We start from the raw sequence: 26,160 nt of genomic DNA, 5'->3' as shown, positions 1-26,160 counted from the left end.
AAAAAGAGGCCATTTCCTTAAAATTCCATTTCTAATTGCTCATGTCGGCTTGTTTGGTTCTCAAATACAAGAGTTTGACATAAGGGTGTTTCTAAACCGTCATCATTAAGAATTGCGGGTATTTCTGTTTTAGAAGTAGACCAAATCGCCACTAAACTGCTTTTACCATTGAGGACGCATTGCTCTAAGCAGTGCTGCTTTTCAACAGTCGACATTCCTTTAAGTCTTACAACTCTGATACTAAAGTGGCCGAGCCCTAACATAGTCAAATAGCCTTTTTTGGGCAGAAAGGGTGGATCTATGAGGGTCACCCAAAGCCTAGCGTTTTTGACTTGCCGAATAGCATCTATTAAGAAATGGCATTGGCTAACAATAGGAGAGCAATAGTCAAAAAATCGTACTGTGCGTTTTGGGGCTATTTTTTGTGTTAAAGCGCCATGGTAATGGCTTTGTGCTAGTTGAGTTGTCATAATAGTCTCTCCAAGTACTGTTTGTTTGTCCAGTACCTGTATTTATATACAGCAATAGTTCTGATGTCAAAGAACTTTTTAAAAAAAGGGCGAATTTGTTGAAAAGTGATGTAACGGTGACTGCGCTAGAACGGCAGTTTTTTTTAGAAAATGGTTATCTTATTAAAAGACAACTCTTGTCCTCAGAGAGCCTCAGCCTTGCGATTAATGAAGCCAATGCTTTACTAAAAAAACCAGTTGAACCGCTAGAGCTAGAAGCCGCTGTTGGGTATCCAGGTGCCCCAAAGACGGCTGAAAGTGAGGGAGGAAGAACCATTCGACGCGTGCTTTCTTTGTGTTCACGCAGTGAATCGGTTAAAAACATGGCCACCAAAGGCCCAATTGCTGGTGTTTTACAGCATTTATTTGGTAGCAAAACACCTGCCTTCTTGAATCAAAACCATCATAACTGTTTGATGACTAAAGCCCCGAGTTACAGCAGTGACACGCATTGGCATCAAGATATAAGGTATTGGCATTTTAAGCAGCCCAATCTAATCAGTGCATGGATTGCTTTAGGTTCTGAAACAGCGAATAACGGGGCGCTACAAGTTATCCCAAAAAGCCATAGCGCTCAGTTTGATCACGATCAATTTGACGAAGACAAGTTCTTTATCGAAGGGTTAGAAAAGAATAGAACTTGGCTTGATAACAAAATCCAATTAACGCTAGAGCCGGGTGATGTGTTGTTTTTTGACAGCCGTTTATTACACAAGGCCACTCGAAATGCGACTGAGACAGTAAAGCTTTCTATGGTCTTTACCTACCATGATGCAACCAATGCCCCCATTGCTAATACTCGGTCATCTAATCTTCCAGAAATACAATTAGGTGAAGGTTAATGCTGTGAAATGGGTGATTTTCACGCTGGGTTGGCTGTGTATGTTTTTAGGCATTGCCGGCATCGTATTGCCGATTCTGCCCACTACACCGTTCATTCTATTAGCTGCCACCTGTTTCGCTAAAAGCTCTCCTAGGTTTCACGCTTGGTTGCTGGCCAATAAGGTATTTGGTCAGTTAATTCAAAATTGGAACCAAGAAAGATACATTGAACCAGCGGTGAAAAGACGTTCGTTAATTATAATCGCATTAACCTTTGGGTTGTCTATTTATATAGTTGATCCGATCGGGCTTAAAGTGATGTTAAGCATTTTTTGGATAGTTTGTACGTTTTGTGTTTCTAGACTTTCGACGATACCTTTGTCGATTAGGCAAAAAAAAGCCGCCAAGCTATAAGGCTTGGCGGCATAAAACATAAGCGTCGGTGGGGTTAACGACGCCTAAATAAGGGCTGTTTCTCAATAACATCCGATTGGTATTGGGTCGTTATTAAAGACTTTATTCGGCTGGCTATTTCAAGCTCTAATTCATTTTTGCATTCAAAAGATGTAAATCCACATCGAGTTAAAAACGCCACTTGATCTGGAATGAAATCGCCCATTGCTCGAATATCACCTTTGAAATTAAGTGTTTCTCTTAGCGTTCTAGCTTGGGAAAACGCTCGGCCATCGGCGAACTTAGCAAAATTAAACGCAATAACTTTTAATGATTCAACGCTAATGTCAGTCTCAATAATTGAATCGTTTTCTTCTACTATGACAGCCGATACATCTGCGAGACTATTATTGTCTAAGGCCAACCAATCAGAAAACGGCACAAATGTGTTAGGCTCCGATTCTATAGCGCCTTCTAACTTAATGAGATGCGGCATAAACACGCTCCTTAAAGGTTTTCAGCTCTACGCGATGAACAAAATCAAAAAACGGCTCTTCAGGCTGTCGTTGCTCAACAAAAACATCTAATATTTTTTTGATAACGGCAGGAACTTCATCTGCCTTAAACGAAGGGCCTAATATTTTTCCTACTTTTGCATGTTGACCGCTGTTGCCACCCAAAGACACTTGGTAGAATTCTGCGCCCTTTTTATCGACGCCTAATATGCCTATGTGTCCAATATGATGGTGCCCGCAGGCATTCATGCAACCAGAAATATTTAAATCGATATCGCCTAAGTCATAGATATAGTCTAAATCATCAAACTGTTGCTTTATCGCCTCAGCAATAGGAAGTGATTTTGCATTTGCCAGTGCGCAGTAGTCTCCACCAGGGCAGCAGATGACATCCAGTAAAGTGTCAACCGTTGGTTCAGCGAATTCGAGAGATTTCAATTGCTGCCAAAGATCAAACAACTGCTCTTGTTTTACATCAGCTAAAATAGCGTTTTGCTGATGGCTAACTCTCATTTCCCCAAACGAATAATCATCGGCTAAAGTGGCCAATGCGTCGAGCTGATCAGAGGTTACATCGCCAGGAGCCGAAGAAGGGTGCTTAACCGAGACAGTTACAGCGGCATAACCTGGTATTTTGTGGCTCTCAACATTGTGATTTAACCAATTGTCAAAATCTTTGTGTTCGAAACGTTGTTGCGCTAATAACTCTGTTGCGTCTTCTATAACGTCATATGCTGGATCGATGAAGAAACTGCTGACACGCTGTATTTCAGCATCGGTTAACTGGTCTGCTCCGTTTCGAATACCTTGCCACACATCTTCTACGGCAGCTTTAAAGGCGTCTATGCCCATGGCTTTTACTAATATTTTAATTCGTGCTTTGTATTTGTTGTCTCGCCGACCTTTTAAGTTATAGACCCTTAAAATAGCATCGAGGTAGGTAATGAGGTCGTGTTTGGGCAAAAAGGACTTTATTTCTTGGCCAACAAGAGGTGTACGCCCCAAGCCACCGCCAACAAATACTTGGAAGCCAAGCTCGCCCGCTTCGTTTTTAACCAGTTGCAGTCCAATATCATGAAATCGAATGGCCGCTCTGTCGGTATTTTTACTGGCATTAACTGCAATTTTAAATTTTCTAGGTAAAAAAGCGAATTCGGGGTGCAGTGTTGACCACTGGCGAATCAGTTCGCACCAGGGTCTAGCGTCGTCTATTTCATCTGCGATGACGCCCGCAAACTGATCAGTGGTCGTATTGCGTATGCAGTTGCCAGACGTTTGAATAGCGTGCATCTGAACTTCAGCGAGTTCAGCTAAAATATCGGGCACGTCTTCTAAAGCAGGCCAGTTTAATTGAATGTTCTGTCGCGTGGTAAAATGGGCATAACCTTTATCGTACTCACGGGTGATATGGGCTACCTTTCGTAACTGCGTTGAATTCATAAGCCCATAAGGCACGGCAATTCGAAGCATTGGTGCATGTCGCTGAATATATAGGCCATTTTGTAACCGCAAAGGCAGGAATTCTTCTGGTTTTAGCTGTCCCGCAAGGAATCGGTTAGTTTGGTCCCGAAACTGCTCGACACGCTGATCAACAAGTTGCTGATCATACGAATCATACACGTACATGAGATATCCTTCGATAAAGTGCTTTTAATGAGTGCAAGACTATACATAATCATCCTTATTCTATGAATGATTATATTTTCATGATTTTATTCCATAGTGTTATATATGGTGGGTTGCACTAAGGCTAAAAAGCCGATTAAATGGAGCTATTAGCTTGTTCTAAGCTAAAATACTTAATAATAAAAAAATTAGGAGAGAGTATGGCTTCTGGAAAGTCTCGATTTACCGATGCACAAGCCGATGCAATTGCTGCCGTAATTGTTGTTTTAACCGTTGTTGCGACTGCGGTATTTTGGGTAGCCACCGCCTAAGGTGAACCTCATATCTTATTTTTAGCAGCCTAAGGGTAGGCATTCTACCTTTAGGCTTTGCTAAACTACTTCATTCGTTAAGTTACTGTTTTTACTAACACAATCAAGCCGATTACAAAGGCGGCTGTAAATATAATCCCTCCAATTAAAAATGGCCAAACCGATGCGGCTTGGAAATCTTTCTCTCGATTTTTTTCGCTTTGTACACCCACGGCGGCACTTAATACACTTTTACAAACTTGCCAAAAGCTGGGCTTGATAATTTTTTGCTCATCTTTCATTTCTTACACCTTTCAAAAAAGCGACAAAACAGGCTGAACTGCGACAGTTTTCGGGGTTTTGCCCTAATGTACCATGCCAACGCTGGTTAAATACTAGAGAATACTGGATATTGGTCTAGCCTAATAACCATCTGCCTAATTTCGCAAAAAATACAATAGAGGTCTATATGACAAATTTGGTTGCCTCCAATCGCTCTGAATTATTGGAATCTTTATATCAGCGGTTAACCACCGAGTTTCCTAAGCAACATCACAGTGATTTAAACACATTAATTGAGCAATTGTTTAAACACGCATCTATGCGTGATTTAACCAGCTACGAAATGACCGATTTAGCTGGCATGGTGGTAACACTTTGGCGGGCACTTCAAAAAAAATCGCCAAAACAAGCCAATGTTGAAGTCATTAACCCAAGTGTTGAAGAGCATGAATGGCAGAGTTCGCATTCTATTGTAACGGTGTTAAGTGATGAAGTGCCATTTGTTATCGATTCCGCACGATTAGCCCTCAATAGCCTAGACATTAATATTCACGCCATTTTTTACGGTAGTTTTTTTGTTGAGCGAGATAATAAAGGGAAATTTGTTAAGTTTTCTGATAAAGGCAGTAACGAATTATTGTTGTGCTTGGAAATGGATCGAACTACGGTCCCTGAGCAGCGTAAACAAGTTGAAGATTCGTTAAACGAAGTATTACTCGATGTTCACTACGTGGTAGATGATTTTCCGGCCATGTTAGAAAAAACTAAAGTAGTAAAAGAAGCCTTCAAAAAAGAAAACTATCCATTCAGCAAAGATGAAATGGAAGAGGCTTCTGTATTTATGCAGTGGATGGCCGATAATCACTTTAGCTTTTTGGCATATGACGAATATGAAATTTTTGGCGATGTTGTAAAGCAGGTTGAAGGAACAGCACTCGGCTTGTTTAAAAAGACCTCTAAACGTCGCGAAGAAGTCATTTCAGATATGACCGAGTACCGTAAAGAGCATGTCTTTAAGCAAGAGTTGATGATTTTCTCAAAATCAGGACGCCGATCTTCAGTACACCGTCCGGCCTACAGTGATTATGTATTAGTTAAAAAATTCGATAAAAAAGGCAATGTAATTGGCGGATACCGCTTTTTAGGCCTTTATACTTCGTCTGTTTACAGCGAAACAGCTAAAGATATTCCCGTTGTAAGAACCAAGATTGCGGAAATCATAAAAGGCAGTGGTTACGCGCCTGGTTCGCATGCCTATAAAGAATTTGCGGCTATTTTATACACCTTACCACGTGATGAGCTAATTCAAGGCAGCGTTGACGAACTGCACAATGTAACGAATGAAATTCTATCAATTCAAGAACGTAAGCAAATTCGTTTATTTTTGCGTAAAGATGCTTACGGAAAATTCTTGAATGCTATGGTTTATATGCCTAGAGACATTTTTAATACTCAATTGCGTATTAAAGTACACGATTTACTGGCGTCTCATTTTGAAGTTGAAGGGTCAGATTTCACCTCCTATTTCAGTGAATCTGTACTAGCGCGCACACGTATTGTATTTAAACTGGCCAAGCCCATTGAAGAAATGCCGGACATTCAGCGCCTAGAAAATAAGATCGTGCAGCTTGCGCGACGCTGGACAGATGAACTGCAGCAAGCCATGGTGGAATCATTCGGTGAAGAAAAGGGTATTCGTTTATATCAACAATATGAGCACGCTTTTCCATCCAGTTATGTTGAAGAATACAGTGCACGCGTTGCCGTTGCCGATATTCAACGTATTGAAAGTTTACAAAAACATAAAACCGACAAGCTAGCGCTAAGTTTTTTCCGATCTATCGAACCAACTGGGTCGGCTTTAAAACTGAAAATATTTAATAAAGGCGATGAGCTTCAGCTATCTGATTTGATCCCTGTATTAGAAAACTTAGGACTAAAGGTAGTCGATGAGTTTCCGTATGAAATCATGCACCCTAAAAATGGATGCACTTGGATATACGATTTCAACTTAGTGTACGAAGCCGACCCAGAGTTAGATCCGGCCGAATACCGTGATTTATTTTCAAAAGCATTTTTGAATATATGGAATGGTCGCTCAGAGAATGACCTTTATAACCGCTTGGTGCTGCGTGCTAAGTTGACTTGGCGAGAAGTGGCTATGTTACGTGGCTACGCCAAGTACATGAAACAAACCCAGTTCAGCTTGAGCCAAGAATACATCGCTGAAACGTTAATTCAGCATACTCAACTTACCGATCATATCACCGAACTCTTTTCAGCTCGATTTAACCCTGAAAAACAGGGCGGCAAGAACAACTGTGAATCTTGGGTAGATAAAATTAATGCCTTGTTAGAAGACGTAAACAATATTAACGAAGATAAAATTCTACGTCGTTATGTTGAGCTTATAATGGCTACATTGCGAACTAACTTTTATCAAGAAGATGACCAAGGGTTACGAAAAGAATACATTAGCTTCAAGTTAGATCCATCTGAAATTAGTGATATTCCGTTACCTCGGCCAAAGTATGAAATATTTGTTTACTCGCCAAGACTTGAAGGCGTTCACTTAAGAGGCGGAAACGTAGCGCGAGGCGGCTTACGATGGTCTGATCGTAACGAAGATTTCCGCACCGAAGTATTGGGCTTAGTAAAAGCGCAACAGGTTAAGAATGCCGTCATTGTCCCTGTTGGGGCAAAAGGTGGCTTTGTTGCTAAGCAATTGCCACCCGCGAGTGATCGTGAAGCCTTTTTTGCAGAAGGAATCGCCTGTTATAAAACGTTTATACGAGGTTTATTGGATCTCACCGATAACTTAGTTGAAGCCGATGTTGTGCCCCCTAAACAGGTAGTGCGTTACGACAATGATGACCCTTACATGGTTGTTGCCGCCGACAAAGGTACCGCCACTTTCTCTGATATCGCCAATGAAGTTGCTGATGAATATGGCTTTTGGTTAGGTGATGCTTTTGCATCTGGCGGATCATATGGTTACGACCATAAAGGCATGGGTATCACAGCTCGAGGTGCTTGGGTCAGTGTGCAGCGCCACTTCCGAGAGCTTGGCATTGATGTACAAACGGAATCAATCTCTGTGGTTGGCATTGGCGACATGGCGGGTGATGTTTTTGGTAACGGCTTATTGCGTTCTAAAATGTTGAAAATGGTTGGCGCGTTTAACCACATGCATATCTTTGTTGACCCAAATCCAAATACTGAAGAAAGCTTCAAAGAGCGTGAACGTTTATTTGAGCTGCCTCGATCTACTTGGGAAGACTACAACAAAGATCTTATCTCGAAAGGTGGCGGCATCTTTAGTCGCAGCTCGAAATCTATTGCTATAAGCAAAGAAATGAAGGCCGTCTTTGGTATCTCTGCTTCCAAACTCTCGCCGAATGAATTGATCACCGCGATGTTAAAGGCACCGGTCGATCTAATTTGGAACGGTGGTATTGGTACTTATGTTAAATCTACTGATGAAACACATGCCGATGTAGGCGATAAAGCCAATGACCCTGTTCGAGTCAATGGTTGCGAATTACAAGCTCGCGTATTAGGTGAGGGCGGTAACTTAGGGTTTAGTCAGTTAGGACGAATCGAGTTTAACCTCAATGGCGGGCGATGCTTTACAGACTTTATTGATAACGCTGGCGGAGTTGACTGTTCGGACCATGAAGTCAATATGAAAATTTTGTTAGATGACATGGTAGCAGCGGGAGATATGACGGTTAAGCAGCGTAATGAAACATTGCAGAGCTTAACAGATGATGTCTCTAATTTAGTGTTACGTAACAACTATCGTCAAACTCAAGCTTTAGGCGTAGCCATTACGGAATCGCTTTCTAGAATTGAAGAATACCGTCGCCTAATAAACGGTTTTGAATCCGAAGGAAAACTAAATCGTGAGTTGGAATTTTTACCTTCTGACGAAACCATTAGTGAGCGCAAGGCGAACGGTCAAAGTTTAACGCGCCCAGAATTAGCGATTCTAATTTCTTATGTAAAAGGTGATTTAAAAGAGCAGCTCGCTAATCAAAACTTAGCGGAAGATGACTATGTTGCTCGAGCTGTGGAAACAGAATTTCCTGCAGCAATGGTCAAGAGGTTTGGTGCAGCAATTCACCAGCATCGGTTGAAAAAAGAGATTGTAGCCACCCAAGTTGCTAACGATATGATCAACTATATGGGCATAACCTATTATAATCGATTGCAAGAAAGCACGGGCGCTTCGGCAGTAGAAGCCGCTAAAGCCTACATTGCGGCTCGTGATATTTTTGGTTTACACCAGTTATTTGACGATATTGAAGCGCTCGACCATAAAGTGCCCAGTGATTTACAAAGTGATATGATGCGCCGTACCTTAAGAATGGTTCGCCGTGCTAGTCGATGGTTGATAAAAAACTATCGTATGGGCATCAATATGGAACAGGTGGTAAAGCAGTATAAAGCACCTTTGCAAGAGCTAGCGGGTAAATTGGATTCACTGTTGCCCAAAGAGGCAAATGAAGCTTGGGTAGCCGATGCTAAGCGCATGGAAGAAGCAGGCGTTTCGCATGAGTTAGCGATGAAAATTGCCTCTAGCGATATCTTATATACAGCGTTAGGCGTTGTTGGCATTTCACAAAGCATTGAACGTGATGCACTTGAAGTTGCGCAAGGCTACTTCATGGTAGGCGATGCACTAGGGTTAGAGCAGTTCGCACGGCAAGTAAATGAGCTGAAAGTATTCTCTCATTGGCAAGCGATGGCTCGCGAAAGCTTCCGTGATGATCTTGAATGGCAGCAACGACGAATTACCCAAGGTTTATTCTTCCAAATGGGTAAGGAAGGTAAATTAGTTGAGACTGTTGATAAATGGTTAGTTGATAATCACCTATTGGTTGAGCGTTGGTTGAAGATGATGAGTGAAATTCGTGCAGTTGGCGAACCTGAATTCAGTATGTACAGCGTCGCAATACGTGAGCTATTAGATTTATCACAGGCAACATTACCAGAACTATAAACCGTTCATTTAGGTTGAAAATGTTAAGTAGAATCAAAGCCCGATCAGTTAACTGATCGGGCTTTTTTTATGGGGATTTTTTTCTAACTGGTCGTTCAACAATTCTAAAAAATTAAAATTCTATTTTGTTTCTGCTCTACAACTGGTTAGTATCTCGACAATCACTCATGTAAAACTGCCTAGTACATTACTGTAAGGACCCTCAAAGTGACCGAGTTAACGGTTATGTTAGTGGATAATGAACCCGCAAGAGCCGCTATCGTTGAGCAGGCCATGCTTGATAATGGTTATCGGGTTATTCGACGTTTAGAAAGCACCCATCACCTCACTCAAGCGGTTAATGAATCGCAACCCGACATTGTCATTATTGATATCGAATCACCCGATAGAGACATGCTCGAAAATATGTCTCGGTTGACCAAGGATAACCCTCGTCCAATTGTTATGTTTGCCGAGGAAGATAACAGTGAACAAATTGAAGCGGCGGTTAGAGCCGGTGTCAGTGCCTATGTGGTCGATGGTATGAGTGCAGGTCGGGTGAAACCAATTTTACAAGTTGCGGTAGCAAGGTTTCGTGAGTTTCAAGCACTGAAGTCAGAACTAAATACTGTAAAAATTCAATTAGAAGATCGTAAAATAATAGACAAAGCCAAGGGGCTCATTATGAAAAATCAAGGATGCGATGAGCCAGCGGCCTACCAAGCTTTGAGAAATCTGGCGATGAGTCGCAGTCAAAAGTTAGTAGATGTTGCTCAGGATATTATTTCTGTGATGAGCGTAATGGGAGGTAAATCTTAATGTCTGCCCAAAAAGTAAATAAGAACAATTCAGACACAGTCAGGTTAGGATTTATCCCCTTAATAGACTGTGCTCCGTTCGTGATAGCACAAGAAAAAGGATTCTTCGAGCAAGAAGGCGTTCGAGTTGTGTTAAGTAAAGAAGCATCTTGGGCAAGTATTAGAGATAAAGTGGCGTTTAATGTACTCGACGGGGCGCACATGTTAGCGGCACTACCTTTAGCGTCGAGCATAGGACTTGGTATATTAAAGGCCCCGATGCAATCGGCTTTTACTTTAAGTCAAAATGGAAACGCCATAACGGTCAGCAATGCGCTTTTTGAATCTATGAAAGAGTTTGCGTACCAAGAAGGCGATATAAAATCTGGAGTTGCCTTAAAAAGATTGATTGAGACTAGAAATAAGAAAAGTCTCCGTTTTGCAATGGTCTATCCGTACTCTTCGCATCACTATTTATTAAGAGATTGGTTAGCCCAAGCGAATATCAATCCCGATACTGATGTGAAAATTGTCGTAGTGCCACCGGTTAACATGTTGACCTATTTGAAGGAAGACATAATAGATGGCTATTGTGTCGGTGAGCCTTGGAACAGCCTAGCCATGGAGCAGGGTATTGGCCAAATGGTGACAACAGGCTATGACCTTTGGGGAAATATACCGGAAAAAGTATTAGGCGTGAACGAACATTGGGCTAATCAATACCCTGATAAACATTTTAAAATTATTCGTGCGCTACACAGTGCATGTCAATGGATTGATACCGATAATCATAAGGAAGAGTTGTTGAATATTTTGAGTCAACCACATTATCTTAATTGTACTGTAGCGCAATTAAAGTATGGTTTTGTATCCAAAAAGCCTCAGGGTGAAGTTGCTTGGCCGTTAGAAGCGAATCAAATCTTTTCTGGTACAACCGTAAATGAGCCTGCTGTAAATCTTGCCTATTGGTTATTAACTCAAATGTTGCGATGGCAACAAATATTACCTTCACCAGAGCTTAATACCATTGTGAGCAAAGTGTATTTGCCTAAAGCGTACAACCACGCTTTAAAAACAGACATTGATTTTAAGAACCTTTCGGCATTTGAGTTAATCAGCGATCATTGGCAGGACGAAGCAGTTCAAGGGCGCGTTCGAATAAGTAAGCAAGGACACCTGAGTGGGTTTTATTTAAATAAAGCATGATACTTTTTGGTGCATAAATAATTTTACGCACCGATTTGGAGAATAAAGTCCAGCCGTTTATTAATCATTCATTCAGTGAAGTAGCCAGTTTTACTGGTGTAACGGTAGTTTTAAGACGTTGGCACGCTAAATGCTATTTCTAGTTTGAAAGCTTAAAAGTGTTTAAGCAAACAATTAGAGATTGATATCGACGCAGATATCAATTAAGGCAAAGGCGCCTGAAGACGAGCACTAAAATGTGTTTGTCTCCAGGCGCTTTTTTTGTAAGCGAATTTTCTTCAAGGCGGAGAGTGTCAATGAAAGTAGCCCGTAAAAAAAGTGCGTCATTACTCAAAAATTTAAGGCTTCAGTTTTCTAAAATAGCCATTGTCAGTGCAGGTGTGTTTTTAAGTGCGACATCCAATGGTGAAGTAGGTTACCCCGAAAAAGAAGATCTCACCTTTGGTTTTATTAAGTTAACTGACATGGCGCCACTTGCCATCGCTTACGAAAAAGGTTATTTCGAAGATGAAGGTCTTTACGTCACATTAGAAGCTCAGGCCAATTGGAAGGTACTTTTAGATCGAGTCATCGATGGTCAGTTAGATGGTGCACATATGTTAGCTGGTCAGCCACTTGCAGCTACCATAGGTTACGGCACACAAGCCGACATTATCACGGCATTCAGCATGGACTTAAATGGCAATGCCATCACTGTGTCGAATTCGGTTTGGGAGCAAATGAAACCATATATCCCAACCATGGCAGATGGCAAACCACAGCACCCCATAAGCGCAAAGTCACTCGCGCCCGTTATAGAAAGTTTCAATAGCGAAGGTAAATCATTCAATATGGGAATGGTGTTTCCAGTGTCGACTCATAATTACGAATTACGTTACTGGTTAGCGGCTGGCGGTATTCATCCTGGCTTTTATGCTCCCGCCGAAGGAGATACTAGCGGTCAGCGATCAGCTGATGTACTGCTATCGGTTACACCGCCTCCTCAAATGCCATCAACGTTAGAAGCCGGTACCATTGACGGTTATTGCGTTGGTGAACCTTGGAATCAACAAGCCGTTTTTAAAGGCATAGGTGTTCCCGTAATAACGGATTACGATATTTGGAAGAATAATCCTGAGAAAGTCTTTGGCGTAAATTCAGAATGGGCTGATAAGTATCCTAATACCCATATTCGCGTCGTGAAAGCACTCATTCGTGCTGCGAAATGGTTAGATGAAAACGACAACGCCAATCGAAACGAAAGTGTCGAAATATTATCTAGAAGCGAATACGTCGGCGCCGATTTTGAAGTGATTGCAAACAGTATGATCGGCACCTTTGAGTATGAAAAGGGCGATAAGCGTGCTGCCCCCGATTTCAATGTGTTCTTCCGTCACAACGCAACTTACCCCTATTACAGCGATGCTATTTGGTACCTCACCCAAATGAGACGTTGGGGTCAAATTTCTGAGCAAAAAACGGATGACTGGTACATGGAAACAGCTAAAAAAGTGTACCGCCCCGATATATACGCCGTCGCGGCACAAGCGCTCATTGAAGAGTATGGATTTAAAGCTACTGACTTCCCAGACTTCTCTACTGAATCTGGCTTTAAACCCCCAATGAACGAGTTTATCGATCAGGTTACTTATGATGGCCGTTTCCCAAATAGCTATTTAGAGAGTTTCGATATTGGATTAAAAGGTTCAGAAAAACCTTAAACACTAGGTGGATGGGTAACATTGCTTAGCAGGTTACCCTGAACTCCGATTTAAACGTTGCAAATTTACCCGTAAAAAAAAGGTTACCCAATGATTAGTTCAACGCTTTTGAAACTTAATCAGATAAAAAAAGAAGACATGACTAGCCTATGGTCATTCTTTGACATCAAAACCATTCTTTCCCTCGTATTTCCTATGATCGGAATTACGTTGTTTTTATTGATTTGGCAGGCAGGCTCATCAAAAATAGAAACATCCTTAGGTGTTTTTCCTGGTCCGGTGGTTGTTTACGAACAATGGCACAGTCTTGTGGATGACCACCAACGGGAAAGAGAGAAAGAAATCGCTTTTCATGAGCGACAAACAGAGCGAAATGCGCAGCGTTTAGCCGATGATCCAACCTATGTTGCCAAAGTACGTGAATATACTGGAAAGCCCACTTACTTTGATCAAATATTTACCAGCCTAATCACCGTGTTAGCTGGCTTTTTATTGGCATCATTGATCGCCATTCCGGTCGGTATTCTCATTGGGTTAAACGGAGCTATTTACAGTGCATTAAATCCAGTTATTCAAATATTTAAACCCGTGTCGCCATTGGCTTGGTTACCACTGGTCACTATGGTGGTTAGCGCAACCTATGTTACTGATGATCCTATGTTTTCAAAATCTTTCCTCACGTCAATGTTTACCGTAACGCTATGTTGCATGTGGCCAACGCTCATAAACACCGCTGTTGGTGTCGCAGCCATAGATAAAGACTTACTTAATGTATCTAAGGTACTGCGATTAAACTGGACAACCCACGTTTGGAAAATAGTGATTCCTTCTTCAATTCCAATGATGTTTACCGGGCTACGTTTGTCGTTAGGCATCGCATGGATGGTGCTCATTGCTGCAGAAATGCTGGCTCAAAACCCTGGTTTAGGAAAATTTGTTTGGGACGAGTTTCAAAATGGCAGCTCAAATTCTTTGGGCAGAATAATGGTGGCCGTTATTACCATTGGTTTTATTGGATTTTTGTTAGACCGCACCATGTTGATCGTACAGCGGTTTGTTTCATGGGATAAAACTCAAGTATTAAGATAAGGAATAAGTTATGTCATCTCATTTAGAAATTAGCCAAGTATCAATCGAGTTTCCTACACCTAAAGGCTCTTTTAAAGCGTTAGATAAAGTCTCGCTAAAAATTAATAAGGGCGAGTTTGTGAGTCTTATAGGTCATTCTGGGTGTGGTAAATCAACCGTATTGAATATTGTAGCCGGCTTGTACGATGCAACAGAGGGTGGCGTTATTTTAGACGGCCGTGAAATTAAAGGGCCAGGTCCCGAACGAGCGGTTGTTTTTCAAAACCACTCCTTACTGCCTTGGTTAACAGCTTATCAAAATGTTGAACTGGCCGTAAAACAAGTATTTGGACGCACGAGAAGCAACAGGGAAATGAGCGATTGGATTGAGCACAACCTTGAGCTCGTGCACATGAGTCATGCAAAAGATAAAAGACCAGACGAGTTGTCGGGTGGTATGAAACAGCGAGTCGGTATCGCTCGAGCACTTGCAATGGAGCCTAGTGTACTTTTAATGGATGAACCGTTCGGAGCTCTCGATGCGTTAACAAGAGCGCATTTACAAGATTCCTTAATGGACATACAAAAAACACTAAACAATACCGTCATAATGATTACTCATGATGTTGATGAAGCGGTATTGCTTTCAGATCGAATTGTGATGATGACCAACGGGCCAGAAGCGACTGTTGGAGAGATTTTAGACGTTAATTTAGAGAGACCACGAGATCGATTAGCCTTAGCCAATGATCCGGTTTACGTAGATTACCGCTCTCAAGTACTTAAGTTTTTATATGAAAAGCAAAAAAAGGTAGAGCCATTACCAAGCAAAAAATCTCCTAAAGTAGAACATCAACCTGCAGTAAAGGTGGCGGGTTAGATGTTAATGAAAACAAATAATCGGAATATCGTCATTATCGGCGCGGGAATGGCGGGTTGTAAGTTAGCTCAATCACTTGTTGAGTCTGGTCGCCCCGATATTCAAGTTACCTTAATCGGAGAAGAAGCAAAAGCAGGCTACAACCGTATTATGCTTTCGCCGCTGCTCGCTAAAGAGATAACTACCAAACAAATTAACTTTGTTGATATGACAGCACTTTGTAGCCAAGGGCTGAGACTCATAACTAATGATCCTGCGGTTCAAGTTAGTTACAAACTGAAACAGATTATTTTAGCCAGTGGTGTCGAAGTGGCATTCGATGAGGTTGTATTTGCGACAGGGTCTCGGGCAAGTCAATTAGCTCAATTTCCTGAAAACATTGGGAATATACATGGGTTTCGAAACTTAAACGATGTCAGTATTTTAGAAAACATTAACAATGACGCTCAGGTCGTCGTCATTGGCGGTGGATTACTAGGGTTGGAAGCGGCTGTCGGTTTGGTTAAACGTGGGTTAAATGTTTCGTTAGTACATCGGGCGGGGCATATACTTAATCGTCAGTTGGATGTCGCTGCCGCTGAGTTATTACAAGCCCATTTAGAAGCATTAGGTATTAAATTTTTTCTCGGACATTCTCCTTCTAAGCTCACTCATGAATTTGCTCAAGATAAAAAAATTGTTACGGGTGTAACGTTAGAGGACGGAACGCATATTGAGTGTAATACGGTGGTTCTCGCTACAGGTATTACACCAGAAGTTAGCTTGGCAAAATCATCCGGCTTGTTAACCAAGAAAGCCATTGTAGTGAATGAGTATCTTCAAACGAGCAAGGCTCATACTTATGCCATAGGCGAATGTACGGAGTTTAATGGCCAAACATTTGGCTTAGTCGACCCTATATGGAAACAGCTCGAAGTTTTAGTGAGTTGGCTGCTAAATGCTAAAGGTGCTCCAAGCAATCAAAACCCTAAGTTTAAAATAGAGCACTCGCCGACCAAGCTTAAGGTGTCGGGTGTCAATCTTTATTCTGTTGGTGATATTGGTAAAGCAACGGATAAAAATTCAATTGTACTGGTCGATCGTACCAACAGTGAATACCGAAAAATTATTATCGATAATGGTGTCATTGTAGCTGCTATTTTGTACGGAAACATTTCGGATGGGCCTTGGTACTTTTCATTAATCCAAACTAAAGCCAATGTTTCTCACTTAATGAGAAACCTAATTTTTGGCGAAGCATACTGCAATAGTGAATCAGTCATTAATCATGCCGCCTAATATTTAAAGTGCGACGGTAACGCTGTATTTATAGAGAGAGCAAATATGAAAAAATTAGCAGATCAAAAACCAACACTTATTGTTGTCGGTAATGGCATGGTCGGACATCACTATATTGAACAATGTATAGAGCAAGATTTAAATGAAGTTTATGAGATATTAGTGTTTGGTGAAGAGCCACATTTAGCTTACGATCGCGTACATTTAAGTGAGTATTTCAATGGTAAAGGAATAGACGATTTATCACTAACCGAAGCTCATTACTACAAAGAAAACGGCATTCGATTTGAAACTGATTGTCGGGTTGAGCATATTGATACTCATGCAAAGCAAGTGCTCACAGAGAAAGGTGATCGAGTTGACTACGAAAAGTTAGTACTTGCCACAGGATCTTATCCTTTTGTACCACCCATTCCAGGTTACGATCGACTCAATACATTTGTATATCGAACCATCGATGATTTGGATGCAATCAAATCTTGTGCGCAATCTATTAAAACTGGCACCGTAGTAGGTGGTGGCTTATTAGGGTTGGAAGCCGCAAATGCGCTTAAAAATCTTGGTTTAGAAACCAGTGTAGTGGAATTTGCACCTCGGTTAATGCCAGTGCAGTTAGACGATCAAGGCGGCACGGTTCTAAAAGCGATGATCGAAGGGCTCGGTGTAAATGTTTATACCTCAACTGCGACGACTGAAATCGTCGATGGACAAGAAAGTGTACACCGAATGAAGTTTGCAAGTCAGACAGATGATGAGCTTTATTTAGAAACTGATCTGATTCTATTTTCCGCGGGGATTCGACCACAAGATGCGTTAGCCCGTACGTCAGGTCTTAATGTAGGGGAGCGAGGCGGCATCGAGGTCGATAATCATTGCGTAACTTCAGATAAAGATATTTACGCAATTGGTGAGTGTGCTTTATGGAGTGGTCGAATATTTGGATTAGTAGCGCCAGGATATCAAATGGCAAAAGCCGCGGCGTTCCACTTAAGTCAAAAAGAAAACGTTGAATTTACCGGTGCTGATATGAGCACTAAATTAAAGTTACTTGGGTGTGATGTCGGTTCGATTGGTGATGCTCATGGCCAAACCCAAGGTGCCAAAACGTTTGTGTATCACAATGGTATGACTCAAAGTTACCAAAAATTAGTGGTATCAGAAGATGGACAACATCTTCTAGGAGCCGTGTTAGTCGGTGACAACAGCGCGTACGACACTCTTTTACAATATTACTTAAATGGAATCAAACTGCCTAAGCAGCCAGAGAGCTTGATTCTACCCAATACTGATGGTGCCTCGGCCGCATTAGGTGTTGAAGCATTACCTGGGTCGGCTTCTATTTGCAGTTGTTTAAACGTTACCAAAGATAATATTTCATCAGCTGTTCAAAGCGGCTGCTTATCTGTGGCTGATGTCAAAAGCGCAACGAAAGCCAGCAGTGGTTGCGGTGGGTGTGCTGCATTGCTGAAAAAAGTAGTGGACAGCGAGTTAACTGCATTGGGTGTCGAAGTAAGCACTGATGTATGTGAGCACTTTCCTTATACCCGCCAAGATTTGTATAACCTGATTAAAGTAGGTGAAATTACTACTTTCGATGAATTGATTCAAAAGCACGGTAAAGGCCACGGCTGTGCGATTTGTAGACCGCTAGCAGGCAGTATGTTTGCCAGTATTTGGAACGATTACGTACTAGAAAAACCACACGTTTCATTGCAAGACACGAATGATCGCTATTTGGCAAATATTCAAAAAGACGGAACATACTCTGTAGTGCCCCGAATACCTGGAGGCGAGATTACTGCGGAAAAATTAATTGTTTTAGGTGAAGTTGCGAAAGAATTTAAGCTCTATACGAAAATTACCGGTGGGCAGCGAGTAGATTTATTTGGTGCAACGGTTGATCAGTTACCGTTGATCTGGAAAAAATTAATTGATGCCGGGTTCGAAACTGGGCAAGCCTATGGTAAATCGGTTCGAACGGTTAAATCTTGTGTCGGTAGTACTTGGTGCCGTTACGGGGTGAACGACAGTATGGCTATGGCATTAACATTAGAGAACAGATACAAAGGCTTACGATCACCTCATAAGTTGAAATTTGCAGTGTCTGGGTGTACTCGTGAATGTGCTGAAGCTCAAAGTAAAGATATTGGCGTGATCGCGACTGAGGGTGGCTGGAATTTATACGTGTGCGGTAACGGTGGGATGAAGCCTAGGCACGCAGATTTGTTTGCAACCGATTTAAGTGATGAACAGTTACTGCAATATGTTGATCGAATTTTGATGTTTTACGTTAAAACCGCCGATCGTTTGCAACGAACCTCGGTCTGGATGGAAAACTTAGAAGGCGGCTTAGACTATTTAAAACAAGTCGTTATCGAAGACAGCCTTTCTATTGCGGCCGAATTAGAATCTCAAATGTCACATCTTGTCGATACTTTTCAGTGTGAATGGAAAACTACCTTAGAAAACCCAGAGGCACTGAAAGCCTTTAAACCGTTTGTAAATAGTAATGATAAAGACGAGAACGTTGTTTTTATTGAAGAGCGTAGTCAAATTCGACCTGCTACGGAAGAAGAAAAAAAACTTATTGCGGTGGCTAACTGAAGAGGGTTCAAAAAATGCAATTCGAAACAGTCTGTTTAGAAAATGATCTCATTCCAAATTTAGGCATTGCCGTAAAAGTATCGAATCAACAGGTAGCGATATTTTACATGCCTAACACCAAAGAACGTGTGTTTGCTTTGTCGAATTGGGACCCAATCAGCAAGGCGAATGTATTGTCACGGGGTATTCTTGGGGATATTCAGGGCCGGTTAGTAGTCTCTAGCCCTATTCATAAACATCACTTTGATCTTAAAACTGGGCAATGTTTGGAAGAAGAGGTCAGCGTACCAAGCTATTCCGTTAAAATCGAAAACGGAAAAATTTCCCTAGCGGTAGAGACACTTTATGAACAAACCGCTTAATAACTGTAGTACTAAAACAACTTGCCCCTATTGTGGGGTAGGTTGTGGAGTAGAAGTCAGCGCTAAAGCTGTATTGAGTGAAGTGCAAGTTACAGCTAAAGGTGATGCGAGCCATCCGGCTAACTTTGGCAAGCTTTGTGTGAAAGGCAGTAACTTACTGCAAACTCTAACGCCGCAAGGCAGGCTTACTCAACCATTTATCCAAGGAAAGCCAGTAGAGTGGAATGAAGCCATTCATACTATTGCTGGTAAAATTAAAGATGTGATTGCTAAACATGGACCCGATGCCTTTGCATTTTATTTATCTGGGCAATTACTTACAGAGGACTATTATGTAGCTAATAAACTAGCGAAGGGTTTTATTGGCACGGCCAATGTTGATACAAACTCTAGGCTTTGTATGGCCTCTGCCGTAGTCGGCTACAAACGTGCCTTTGGATCGGACACGGTTCCATGCAATTACGAAGATTTAGAACAATGCGACCTCTTGATTATGGTCGGATCAAATGCGGCTTGGACTCATCCTGTTTTATATCAACGAATAGTGGCGGCTAAAAAAAATAATCCAGCCATGAAGGTCGTGGTTATTGATCCGCGAAAAACGGCAAGTTGTGATGTCGCCGATTTACATTTAGCCATTTCCCCCGGATCTGATGCCGCCTTATTTAACTACTTACTTAACGAAACCGACCAAAATAATGCATTAAATATCGGTTATGTTAAATCGAACACCGAAGGGTTCGACCAAGCACTCGAGCAGGCAAAACCTTGGACTGAGCAAGCAACGGCCAGTTTTTGTGGCGTTTCAGAGCAAGAGTTACAGTGCTTGTCGCAATGGTGGTGCAGCACCCCAAAAACAGTCACATTATTTTCTCAAGGTATTAATCAATCGGCAACGGGTGTTGATAAATCGAATGCCATTATAAATTGCCACTTAGCAACTGGCCGAATCGGCCAAGTAGGAATGGGTCCATTTTCGATAACGGGGCAACCGAACGCGATGGGTGGACGTGAAGTTGGTGGTTTGGCGAATCAACTCGCCGCTCATATGGATTTCACTACTCTAGGCGCTATTGACCGAGTAAAACGATATTGGCAAGCACCTAAGATGGCAACGCAAAACGGTTTAAAAGCGGTAGATTTATTTAAAGCAATTGAAGCCGGCGACGTAAAGATCGTATGGATTATGGCTACCAACCCCGTGGTAAGTTTGCCAGACAGCGCACAAGTAAGAAGAGCGTTAAAGAAGTGTGATTTAGTGATCGTCAGTGAATGTTATGACAAAACAGATACAACTGAATTGGCCGACGTGTTGCTGCCTGCAACAGGTTGGAGTGAAAAAAATGGTACGGTGACAAACTCTGAACGAAGAATTTCTCGCCAACACAGCTTTGAAGCGCCAAAGGGTGAGGCCAAGCACGACTGGCAAGCCATTTGTGACGTTGCCATTGCGATGGGTTATTCATCTGAGTTTTCATACCAGGGTGTTCATGAGATTTTTGCAGAACATGCCGGGCTTTCAGCCTTCGAAAATAATGGAACCCGTGATTTTGATATAGGGCACTTTAGTCAAATCTCAGAAAAAACTTACAATGAAATGAAACCCGTTCAATGGCCTGTTCCTATAGGAAAGCCGGAAGGAACGGAGAGAATGTTTGAGAATGGTCAATTCTTCACCCATTCAGGGCGGGCGAATTTTGTACCGATTAACCCACAAAAACCAGCCGAAAAATTGTCTAATGAGTTCCCATTAACATTGAATACCGGTCGTATTCGAGATCAGTGGCATACGATGACACGTACCGGCCGAACCAGTAAATTAATGGGGCATATTGAGCAACCTTTTATTGATATTTCCCCTCAAGATGCGGCACATTTATCGATAGTTCAGCTGCAAATTGTTGAAGTCGTATCCCAGCTTGGCTCAGTTAAACTGAGAGCCAATATTCGTTCCACTCAGAAGAAAGGGCAAGTGTTTGCGCCGATTCATTGGACGGATCAATTTGCGAACAATGCCGTTATCTCAAATTTAATCAATGCAACGGTTGATCCGTTGTCTGGTCAGCCTGAATCAAAATTTGCACAGGTAGTCATTCGACCGGTAGAAAAACTTCTCTATGGGTACTGTATCAGTCAGAAGAAGTTAAACTTTGATGATGCAGCCTATTGGTGTCACGTAACCTTAGAGCAAGGTGCTCATACAGAATTCGCGCTTCAAGAAGCGTCTGCGACAAGTACTGAACTATTTGAAAAAGCCAAAAGTTTGTTAAGTGCTAAAAATGTAGATATAGAAGCAGGAGAGTGGCTTGTATACTCTAATCCAATAGAAAACGTTGCTCGGTTCTCCTTCGTAAAAGATGATGTTCTGATTGCCGCTTTCTATTTTGCTCAGCACCCCATGTTGCCGAGTACTCATTGGTTGAGGGAAATGGTGACCAGCCAATCTAAAATTGAACAGCATCAAAGGCTTGGATTGCTGGCAGGTAAGCCATCTAATGGAGTTGATCACGGGCGAATTGTGTGTTCTTGCTTTAATGTTGGCGAAAATCAAATCAACGATGCACTTGAGCAGGGTGTTAAAAACTTGGCCGATCTTACCCGTTCGTTAAAATGCGGCTCAAATTGTGGCTCTTGCTTGCCCGAATTAAGCGATATTATAGATTCCAAAACAATCGAACACGCTTAAAAGGCTGTTTCTAAAACGAGTTCTTATTTTGGGTTTAGCGTGGTTATAATATAAGAATAGCCACCTCGAATACTATTAAATGACAACACAATCACTCACGGTCGATATTTATATTTCTGCCGAAGATTATCTTCAACATTACCAAGGTGCCGTTCATACTGTATCTTGCGTTTCTAGGGAGGGCAAACGGGTACAGTTTCCTTCTCGAATACTTCAGCCATTTGTCCGTCGTGAAGGTATAAAAGGTACCTTTGTGATTCATTTTGATAAAAATCATAAGTTTGAGCGAATCGAAGCGATTTGAAACGATTCACTCTGATGCCAATAGGCGCGTTTTAATCGTATAATGTTCGAGCATATTTCCGCAAAGGACCCAGAATGTATTCATTTTTAAAAAAAGCACTGTTTTGTTTAACGCCCGAAACGGCCCATGAAGTTTCTATGGAAGGTGCCAGTGCACTCGCTCGATTGGGGTTAATGAATTTAATGCCGAAACCAAGAGCGCAAAAGCCTGTAGAGCTATTAGGGTTAACATTCCCAAATGGTGTTGGTTTAGCCGCTGGGTTAGACAAAAATGGTGAATTTATAGATGCATTGGGTTCATTTGGATTTGGCTTTATTGAGGTAGGGACTGTGACGCCAAAACCTCAGGACGGTAATCCAAAGCCAAGGCTTTTCCGAATTCCTGAAAAAGATGCCATTATTAACCGAATGGGGTTTAACAATAAGGGTGTCGACTATTTAGTTGAACGAGTAAAAAAGTCAAAATACAGCGGGATAATTGGCGTTAATATTGGTAAAAATAAGACCACTCCAGAAGAAGAAGCGGTAAATGATTACTTATATTGCTTAGATAAAGTCTACACGGTAGCTGATTATATCGTTGTAAACCTTAGTTCTCCGAACACGCCTGGTTTAAGAAACCTACAATTTGGTGAGCCATTGGTAAAGTTGATTCAGGCCCTCAAACAGCGTCAAGTGCAGTTAGATGAAACCCATGCACATACACCAATCTTAATAAAAATTGCGCCCGATTTAACCGACGAAGAAGTAGATCAGTTAGCACAAACATTCAACGAACAAGCAGTGGAAGGAATTGTTGCGACGAATACTACCGTGGCACGTGACGCCGTAGAAAACTACACACATGGAAAAGAAGCGGGCGGTTTAAGCGGTTCTCCGGTACGCGAACAATCGAATCATGTACTTAAACGTTTTCGCGAAAAGCTCAATGAAGACACACCTATCATTGGGGTCGGTGGCGTGCTTTCAGCCGAAGAAGCAGAAGAAAAAGTGCAACTGGGTGCCGATTTGGTGCAAATCTATTCTGGATTTATTTACGAAGGCCCTGGTTTAATCAAAAAGTCAGTAGAACGTTTAGCAAAATAGTACGAACCTGCCTCAACATACTGGTACACTAACGTGCTTGATACCGATTGGGGCAGTTTAATTAGTGCAGTTATCTCCTGATGAAAGGCGGGTATTTCAATCCGACCTAACTACAAATACCTTCGCTTGGCTCACTTTGAGCCAAGCGCTAGATCGAACCTTATCTCACCGTTTACCAAGTACCAAAGAGCCGTTAGCTGATCAAATAGACCGTGCTTTTGCGTCGACACACCCAGCGAGCCACTTAGGTTCAGCTTTATTCGCTGTTGGTCTTGTTTTTGGCATTATCGGTATTTCCAGTTTGATCGGTTATGCCAAAGATCAACCGGCCAATTTATGGCTTATTATAGGCGTCTTTGCACTTTGGCCTTTTATTACTGCGCTGTTGAGCGTGGTGCAAGATGCTCGGCCAGCTCAATCGATGTGGGTTCAATCCTTATTTGCAATGGTCAAACGAGGCAAACATTTTCCCGATGATTTATTAGATTCTCAGAAAAGTAAAACGTTGATTCAGCGCTGGGTTGCTTGGAAATGGCAGTATTTTTCAATCAGTTTTACTCTAGGCTCACTGATTGGTTTTTTAACTATCATTACTTTCTGGGATATCTCCTTTGGTTGGACATCGACTTTATCCAATAGCCAAAGTTGGATGGCGCCATTGGCGAGTTGGCTGACTTGGCCAGGCCATTTTTACTTGGGTGCACCATCAAATGAGCTGTTAGAAGCGAGTTTGCTTTCAAGAAACGCCTCTGAAAACGCTGAAATTTTAAGGCAATGGTGGCCGTATGTATTTTTTAGTATGTTTGTATATGGTCTCATGAGTCGGCTTTGCCTGTTTGCATGGAAGTATCATCGCTTAAAGTCTGCAATTATCGCCGATATTCGGTCATCAGGTATTATCGAGCGTTATAATGCGCTTACAATTGAGCAAAAATCAGTGTATTCGGAAATTGAAGTGGATTCACAAACCCTGAGTTTATCGAAAGGTGATTATAGTCTTTTAAGCGAGAGCCTTTTACTCGGGTGGCAATTTAAGCATTCAACTATTGAGTTGGGCTACAATTTTGGTGCTGAATCCTGGCAAGTCGATCTCGACTGGTTAAAACAAAATACAGCTCAACTTCAAAAAGGCAATGTACTGGTGCTGGTGAATATTTTCCAGACCCCAGTAATAGAGCTAATAGACTTAGTGAGCCAGATATCAGAATTGCTCAGTACCAACCTCGTAACTATTGGGCTGTTCATTGGCGAAAATGAAGCTTCGCGCGCAGGGCGCTTCGAAGCAACTTGGCGGCAGTTTTCGCAAAAGCACCCACAGATCCGATTCGTAATTCTCCAAGAGCCAGTATCATGAGTGAACCTATATTTGCTATCGTTGGTCACCCTAATCAAGGCAAGTCGAGTATTGTATCGACCCTGATTCAACAAGACTCTATTGGTATATCCGAAGAGTCGGGCACAACGGTAGAAGCCAGCCGTCATTCTTTGGTGATCGATGGACAACCAATGTATCACCTTGTCGATACACCGGGATTTCAACGCCCTAGGCAGGTTATAGATTGGCTTGAGTCGCATTGCGGTTCAGCCGCAAAGCGACAGCAGACTGTCACTGAATTTGTTAATGAACACAGTAATTTACCTGTCGAGTCAAACCGCTTTAAAAGTGAAGTAGAGCTGCTAAAGCCTATTGTAGACGGGGCTGCTATTATCTACGTGGTAGACGGATCAGTGCCTTTTTCATCTCAATTTGAAGCTGAAATGGCTATTCTTCAATGGACAGGGCAGCCAAGAATTGCCTTGATAAATCCAATTGGCGGGGAGGCCTATATACATGATTGGCAGGCTGCGTTAAGCCAATATTTCAGCCTTGTTAAAGTTTTCAACCCGATGACAGACAACCTAGAAAAGCAGCAGCAAATTTTACGATCGGTCGCTGAAATATTCACACAATGGCGAGACCCGTTACTCGACTGTGCGAAGAAATTGCAGCAGGTCAGCGGTAAAAGATTACAACAATCGTCTCGGATCATCGCCGGCTTTCTTAATGAATCTCTCGGTTATAAAGTATCCGCACCAGAAACCACGGATGGGATTACTCAGGCTACGGTAAAGGCTTTAGAATTACAGTATCAAACTCGGTTGCGGCAGTTAGAAGCCGATTTGCATAAAAAAGTCGCTCAGTTATACACCCATTTTAATCTCGAAATAGACCATGAAAGTTTGAGTCTAGATTATCCCGATTTATTTGATGAGCAATATTGGTATTTATTTGGTTTAAGCCGTGCAAAGTTGGTTGGGTTAGCAGGTTCGGCTGGCGCTGCAACGGGCGTAGTAGTCGATATAGGCGTTGGGGGTAGTTCACTCATGCTAGGTGCCGCCATCGGAGGTGTCGCGTCTGCGGCTACGGCGGCCTGGGCGACGTTAAAACCAGAAGCCTGGAAAGTAAGGGGAGTACCCGTTGCCGGTAAAAAGTTACAATACGGCCCTATTGCTGATTTACAGTTTGCTTTCGTGTTATTAGGAAGAGCCGTAGCTTTTGTGAAGCAAGTCACCGATAGACAGCATGCTCAGCGGAGTGTTTTAACACTACAGCAATCTAAAAAAGAGCAGTTGCTTGCAAATCTTAGTGCAAATCAACAGGTGAGCCTGGTGATGTTGCTTAAAAAGGCTCAGAAACCGTTAGGTGACAGCGATATTAGTAAGCTGAGTGGTCTGCTTGAAACTATGATGGATTCAGAAGGCAAAAAGGCCGAATAACATTCGGCCTCT

Annotated in this window: 21 protein-coding genes; 17 read left to right on the top strand and 4 right to left on the bottom strand. The window is 42.1% G+C overall.

Going from position 1 to position 26,160, the window contains the following annotated elements:
* Positions 1-17 precede the first annotated feature (17 nt).
* Positions 18-470, bottom strand: a complete 453-nt coding sequence (locus QWZ13_RS12125) for a hypothetical protein (RefSeq protein WP_216001622.1) — start codon at positions 468-470, stop codon at positions 18-20.
* A 95-nt stretch (positions 471-565) separates the two neighbouring features.
* Here QWZ13_RS12125 and QWZ13_RS12120 point away from each other — a divergent pair, with 95 nt between their 5' ends.
* Positions 566-1,351 carry a phytanoyl-CoA dioxygenase family protein gene (locus tag QWZ13_RS12120; protein WP_290281998.1) on the top strand — a complete coding sequence of 262 codons (786 nt, stop codon included), beginning with the start codon at positions 566-568 and terminating at the stop codon, positions 1,349-1,351.
* Positions 1,341-1,745, top strand: coding sequence for a YbaN family protein (locus QWZ13_RS12115; RefSeq protein WP_290281997.1), 405 nt, complete (start codon positions 1,341-1,343; stop codon positions 1,743-1,745). The genes QWZ13_RS12120 and QWZ13_RS12115 overlap by 11 nt, the downstream gene beginning before the upstream one ends.
* 34 nt (positions 1,746-1,779) lie before the next feature.
* Here QWZ13_RS12115 and QWZ13_RS12110 read toward each other — a convergent pair whose 3' ends face one another.
* The gene (locus QWZ13_RS12110) at positions 1,780-2,220 is read right to left on the bottom strand and encodes a DUF934 domain-containing protein (protein WP_290281996.1); all 441 of its coding nucleotides are present in this window, start codon (positions 2,218-2,220) and stop codon (positions 1,780-1,782) included.
* Positions 2,204-3,865 carry a nitrite/sulfite reductase gene (locus tag QWZ13_RS12105; protein ID WP_290281995.1) on the bottom strand — a complete coding sequence of 554 codons (1,662 nt, stop codon included), beginning with the start codon at positions 3,863-3,865 and terminating at the stop codon, positions 2,204-2,206. The genes QWZ13_RS12110 and QWZ13_RS12105 overlap by 17 nt, the downstream gene beginning before the upstream one ends.
* 140 nt (positions 3,866-4,005) lie before the next feature.
* Here QWZ13_RS12105 and QWZ13_RS12100 point away from each other — a divergent pair, with 140 nt between their 5' ends.
* Positions 4,006-4,176 (top strand): hypothetical protein, encoded by a 171-nt coding sequence (locus tag QWZ13_RS12100; RefSeq protein ID WP_290281994.1) that lies wholly within the window; start codon positions 4,006-4,008, stop codon positions 4,174-4,176.
* A 77-nt stretch (positions 4,177-4,253) separates the two neighbouring features.
* Here QWZ13_RS12100 and QWZ13_RS12095 read toward each other — a convergent pair whose 3' ends face one another.
* Positions 4,254-4,457 carry a DUF2970 domain-containing protein gene (locus QWZ13_RS12095; RefSeq protein ID WP_216001627.1) on the bottom strand — a complete coding sequence of 68 codons (204 nt, stop codon included), beginning with the start codon at positions 4,455-4,457 and terminating at the stop codon, positions 4,254-4,256.
* Between the two features lie 167 nt (positions 4,458-4,624).
* Between QWZ13_RS12095 and QWZ13_RS12090 the strand changes: the two genes are divergently transcribed.
* From QWZ13_RS12090 to QWZ13_RS12025, 14 genes are all read left to right on the top strand, one after another.
* Complete coding sequence (locus QWZ13_RS12090; protein ID WP_290281993.1) at positions 4,625-9,442, top strand: NAD-glutamate dehydrogenase; 4,818 nt, start codon at positions 4,625-4,627, stop codon at positions 9,440-9,442.
* 207 nt (positions 9,443-9,649) lie between these two features.
* Positions 9,650-10,240 carry an ANTAR domain-containing response regulator gene (locus QWZ13_RS12085; RefSeq protein WP_290281992.1) on the top strand — a complete coding sequence of 197 codons (591 nt, stop codon included), beginning with the start codon at positions 9,650-9,652 and terminating at the stop codon, positions 10,238-10,240.
* A complete protein-coding gene (locus tag QWZ13_RS12080) occupies positions 10,240-11,424 on the top strand; it encodes a CmpA/NrtA family ABC transporter substrate-binding protein (protein WP_290281991.1) in 1,185 nt (394 codons plus the stop codon). The genes QWZ13_RS12085 and QWZ13_RS12080 overlap by 1 nt, the downstream gene beginning before the upstream one ends.
* A 296-nt stretch (positions 11,425-11,720) precedes the next feature.
* The gene (locus QWZ13_RS12075; protein ID WP_290283353.1) at positions 11,721-13,124 is read left to right on the top strand and encodes a CmpA/NrtA family ABC transporter substrate-binding protein; all 1,404 of its coding nucleotides are present in this window, start codon (positions 11,721-11,723) and stop codon (positions 13,122-13,124) included.
* A 138-nt stretch (positions 13,125-13,262) separates the two neighbouring features.
* The gene (locus QWZ13_RS12070; protein WP_290283352.1) at positions 13,263-14,213 is read left to right on the top strand and encodes an ABC transporter permease; all 951 of its coding nucleotides are present in this window, start codon (positions 13,263-13,265) and stop codon (positions 14,211-14,213) included.
* A gap of 10 nt (positions 14,214-14,223) precedes the next feature.
* Positions 14,224-15,072 carry an ABC transporter ATP-binding protein gene (locus QWZ13_RS12065; RefSeq protein WP_290281990.1) on the top strand — a complete coding sequence of 283 codons (849 nt, stop codon included), beginning with the start codon at positions 14,224-14,226 and terminating at the stop codon, positions 15,070-15,072.
* Positions 15,073-16,350: an NAD(P)/FAD-dependent oxidoreductase gene (locus QWZ13_RS12060; protein WP_290281989.1), complete on the top strand. Its 1,278-nt coding sequence runs from the start codon at positions 15,073-15,075 to the stop codon at positions 16,348-16,350.
* Between the two features lie 45 nt (positions 16,351-16,395).
* A complete protein-coding gene (gene nirB / locus QWZ13_RS12055) occupies positions 16,396-18,954 on the top strand; it encodes a nitrite reductase large subunit NirB (RefSeq protein WP_290281988.1) in 2,559 nt (852 codons plus the stop codon).
* Between the two features lie 14 nt (positions 18,955-18,968).
* Positions 18,969-19,316: a nitrite reductase small subunit NirD gene (nirD, locus tag QWZ13_RS12050; RefSeq protein WP_290281987.1), complete on the top strand. Its 348-nt coding sequence runs from the start codon at positions 18,969-18,971 to the stop codon at positions 19,314-19,316.
* Complete coding sequence (locus QWZ13_RS12045) at positions 19,300-22,002, top strand: nitrate reductase (RefSeq protein ID WP_290281986.1); 2,703 nt, start codon at positions 19,300-19,302, stop codon at positions 22,000-22,002. The genes nirD and QWZ13_RS12045 overlap by 17 nt, the downstream gene beginning before the upstream one ends.
* A gap of 79 nt (positions 22,003-22,081) precedes the next feature.
* Positions 22,082-22,306 carry a DUF2835 domain-containing protein gene (locus QWZ13_RS12040; RefSeq protein WP_290281985.1) on the top strand — a complete coding sequence of 75 codons (225 nt, stop codon included), beginning with the start codon at positions 22,082-22,084 and terminating at the stop codon, positions 22,304-22,306.
* Between the two features lie 74 nt (positions 22,307-22,380).
* Complete coding sequence (locus tag QWZ13_RS12035; RefSeq protein WP_290281984.1) at positions 22,381-23,391, top strand: quinone-dependent dihydroorotate dehydrogenase; 1,011 nt, start codon at positions 22,381-22,383, stop codon at positions 23,389-23,391.
* Positions 23,392-23,455: 64 nt separating this feature from the next.
* Complete coding sequence (locus QWZ13_RS12030) at positions 23,456-24,745, top strand: DUF2868 domain-containing protein (RefSeq protein ID WP_290281983.1); 1,290 nt, start codon at positions 23,456-23,458, stop codon at positions 24,743-24,745.
* Complete coding sequence (locus QWZ13_RS12025; RefSeq protein WP_290281982.1) at positions 24,679-26,148, top strand: GTPase/DUF3482 domain-containing protein; 1,470 nt, start codon at positions 24,679-24,681, stop codon at positions 26,146-26,148. Before QWZ13_RS12030 ends, QWZ13_RS12025 begins: the two co-directional genes overlap by 67 nt.
* Positions 26,149-26,160: the final 12 nt, after the last annotated feature.

Source organism: Reinekea marina (genome assembly GCF_030409715.1).
Lineage (GTDB): Bacteria > Pseudomonadota > Gammaproteobacteria > Pseudomonadales > Natronospirillaceae > Reinekea > Reinekea marina.
Note: the sequence above shows the minus strand (reverse complement) of the source record. Positions and strands in the feature narration are given on the sequence as shown.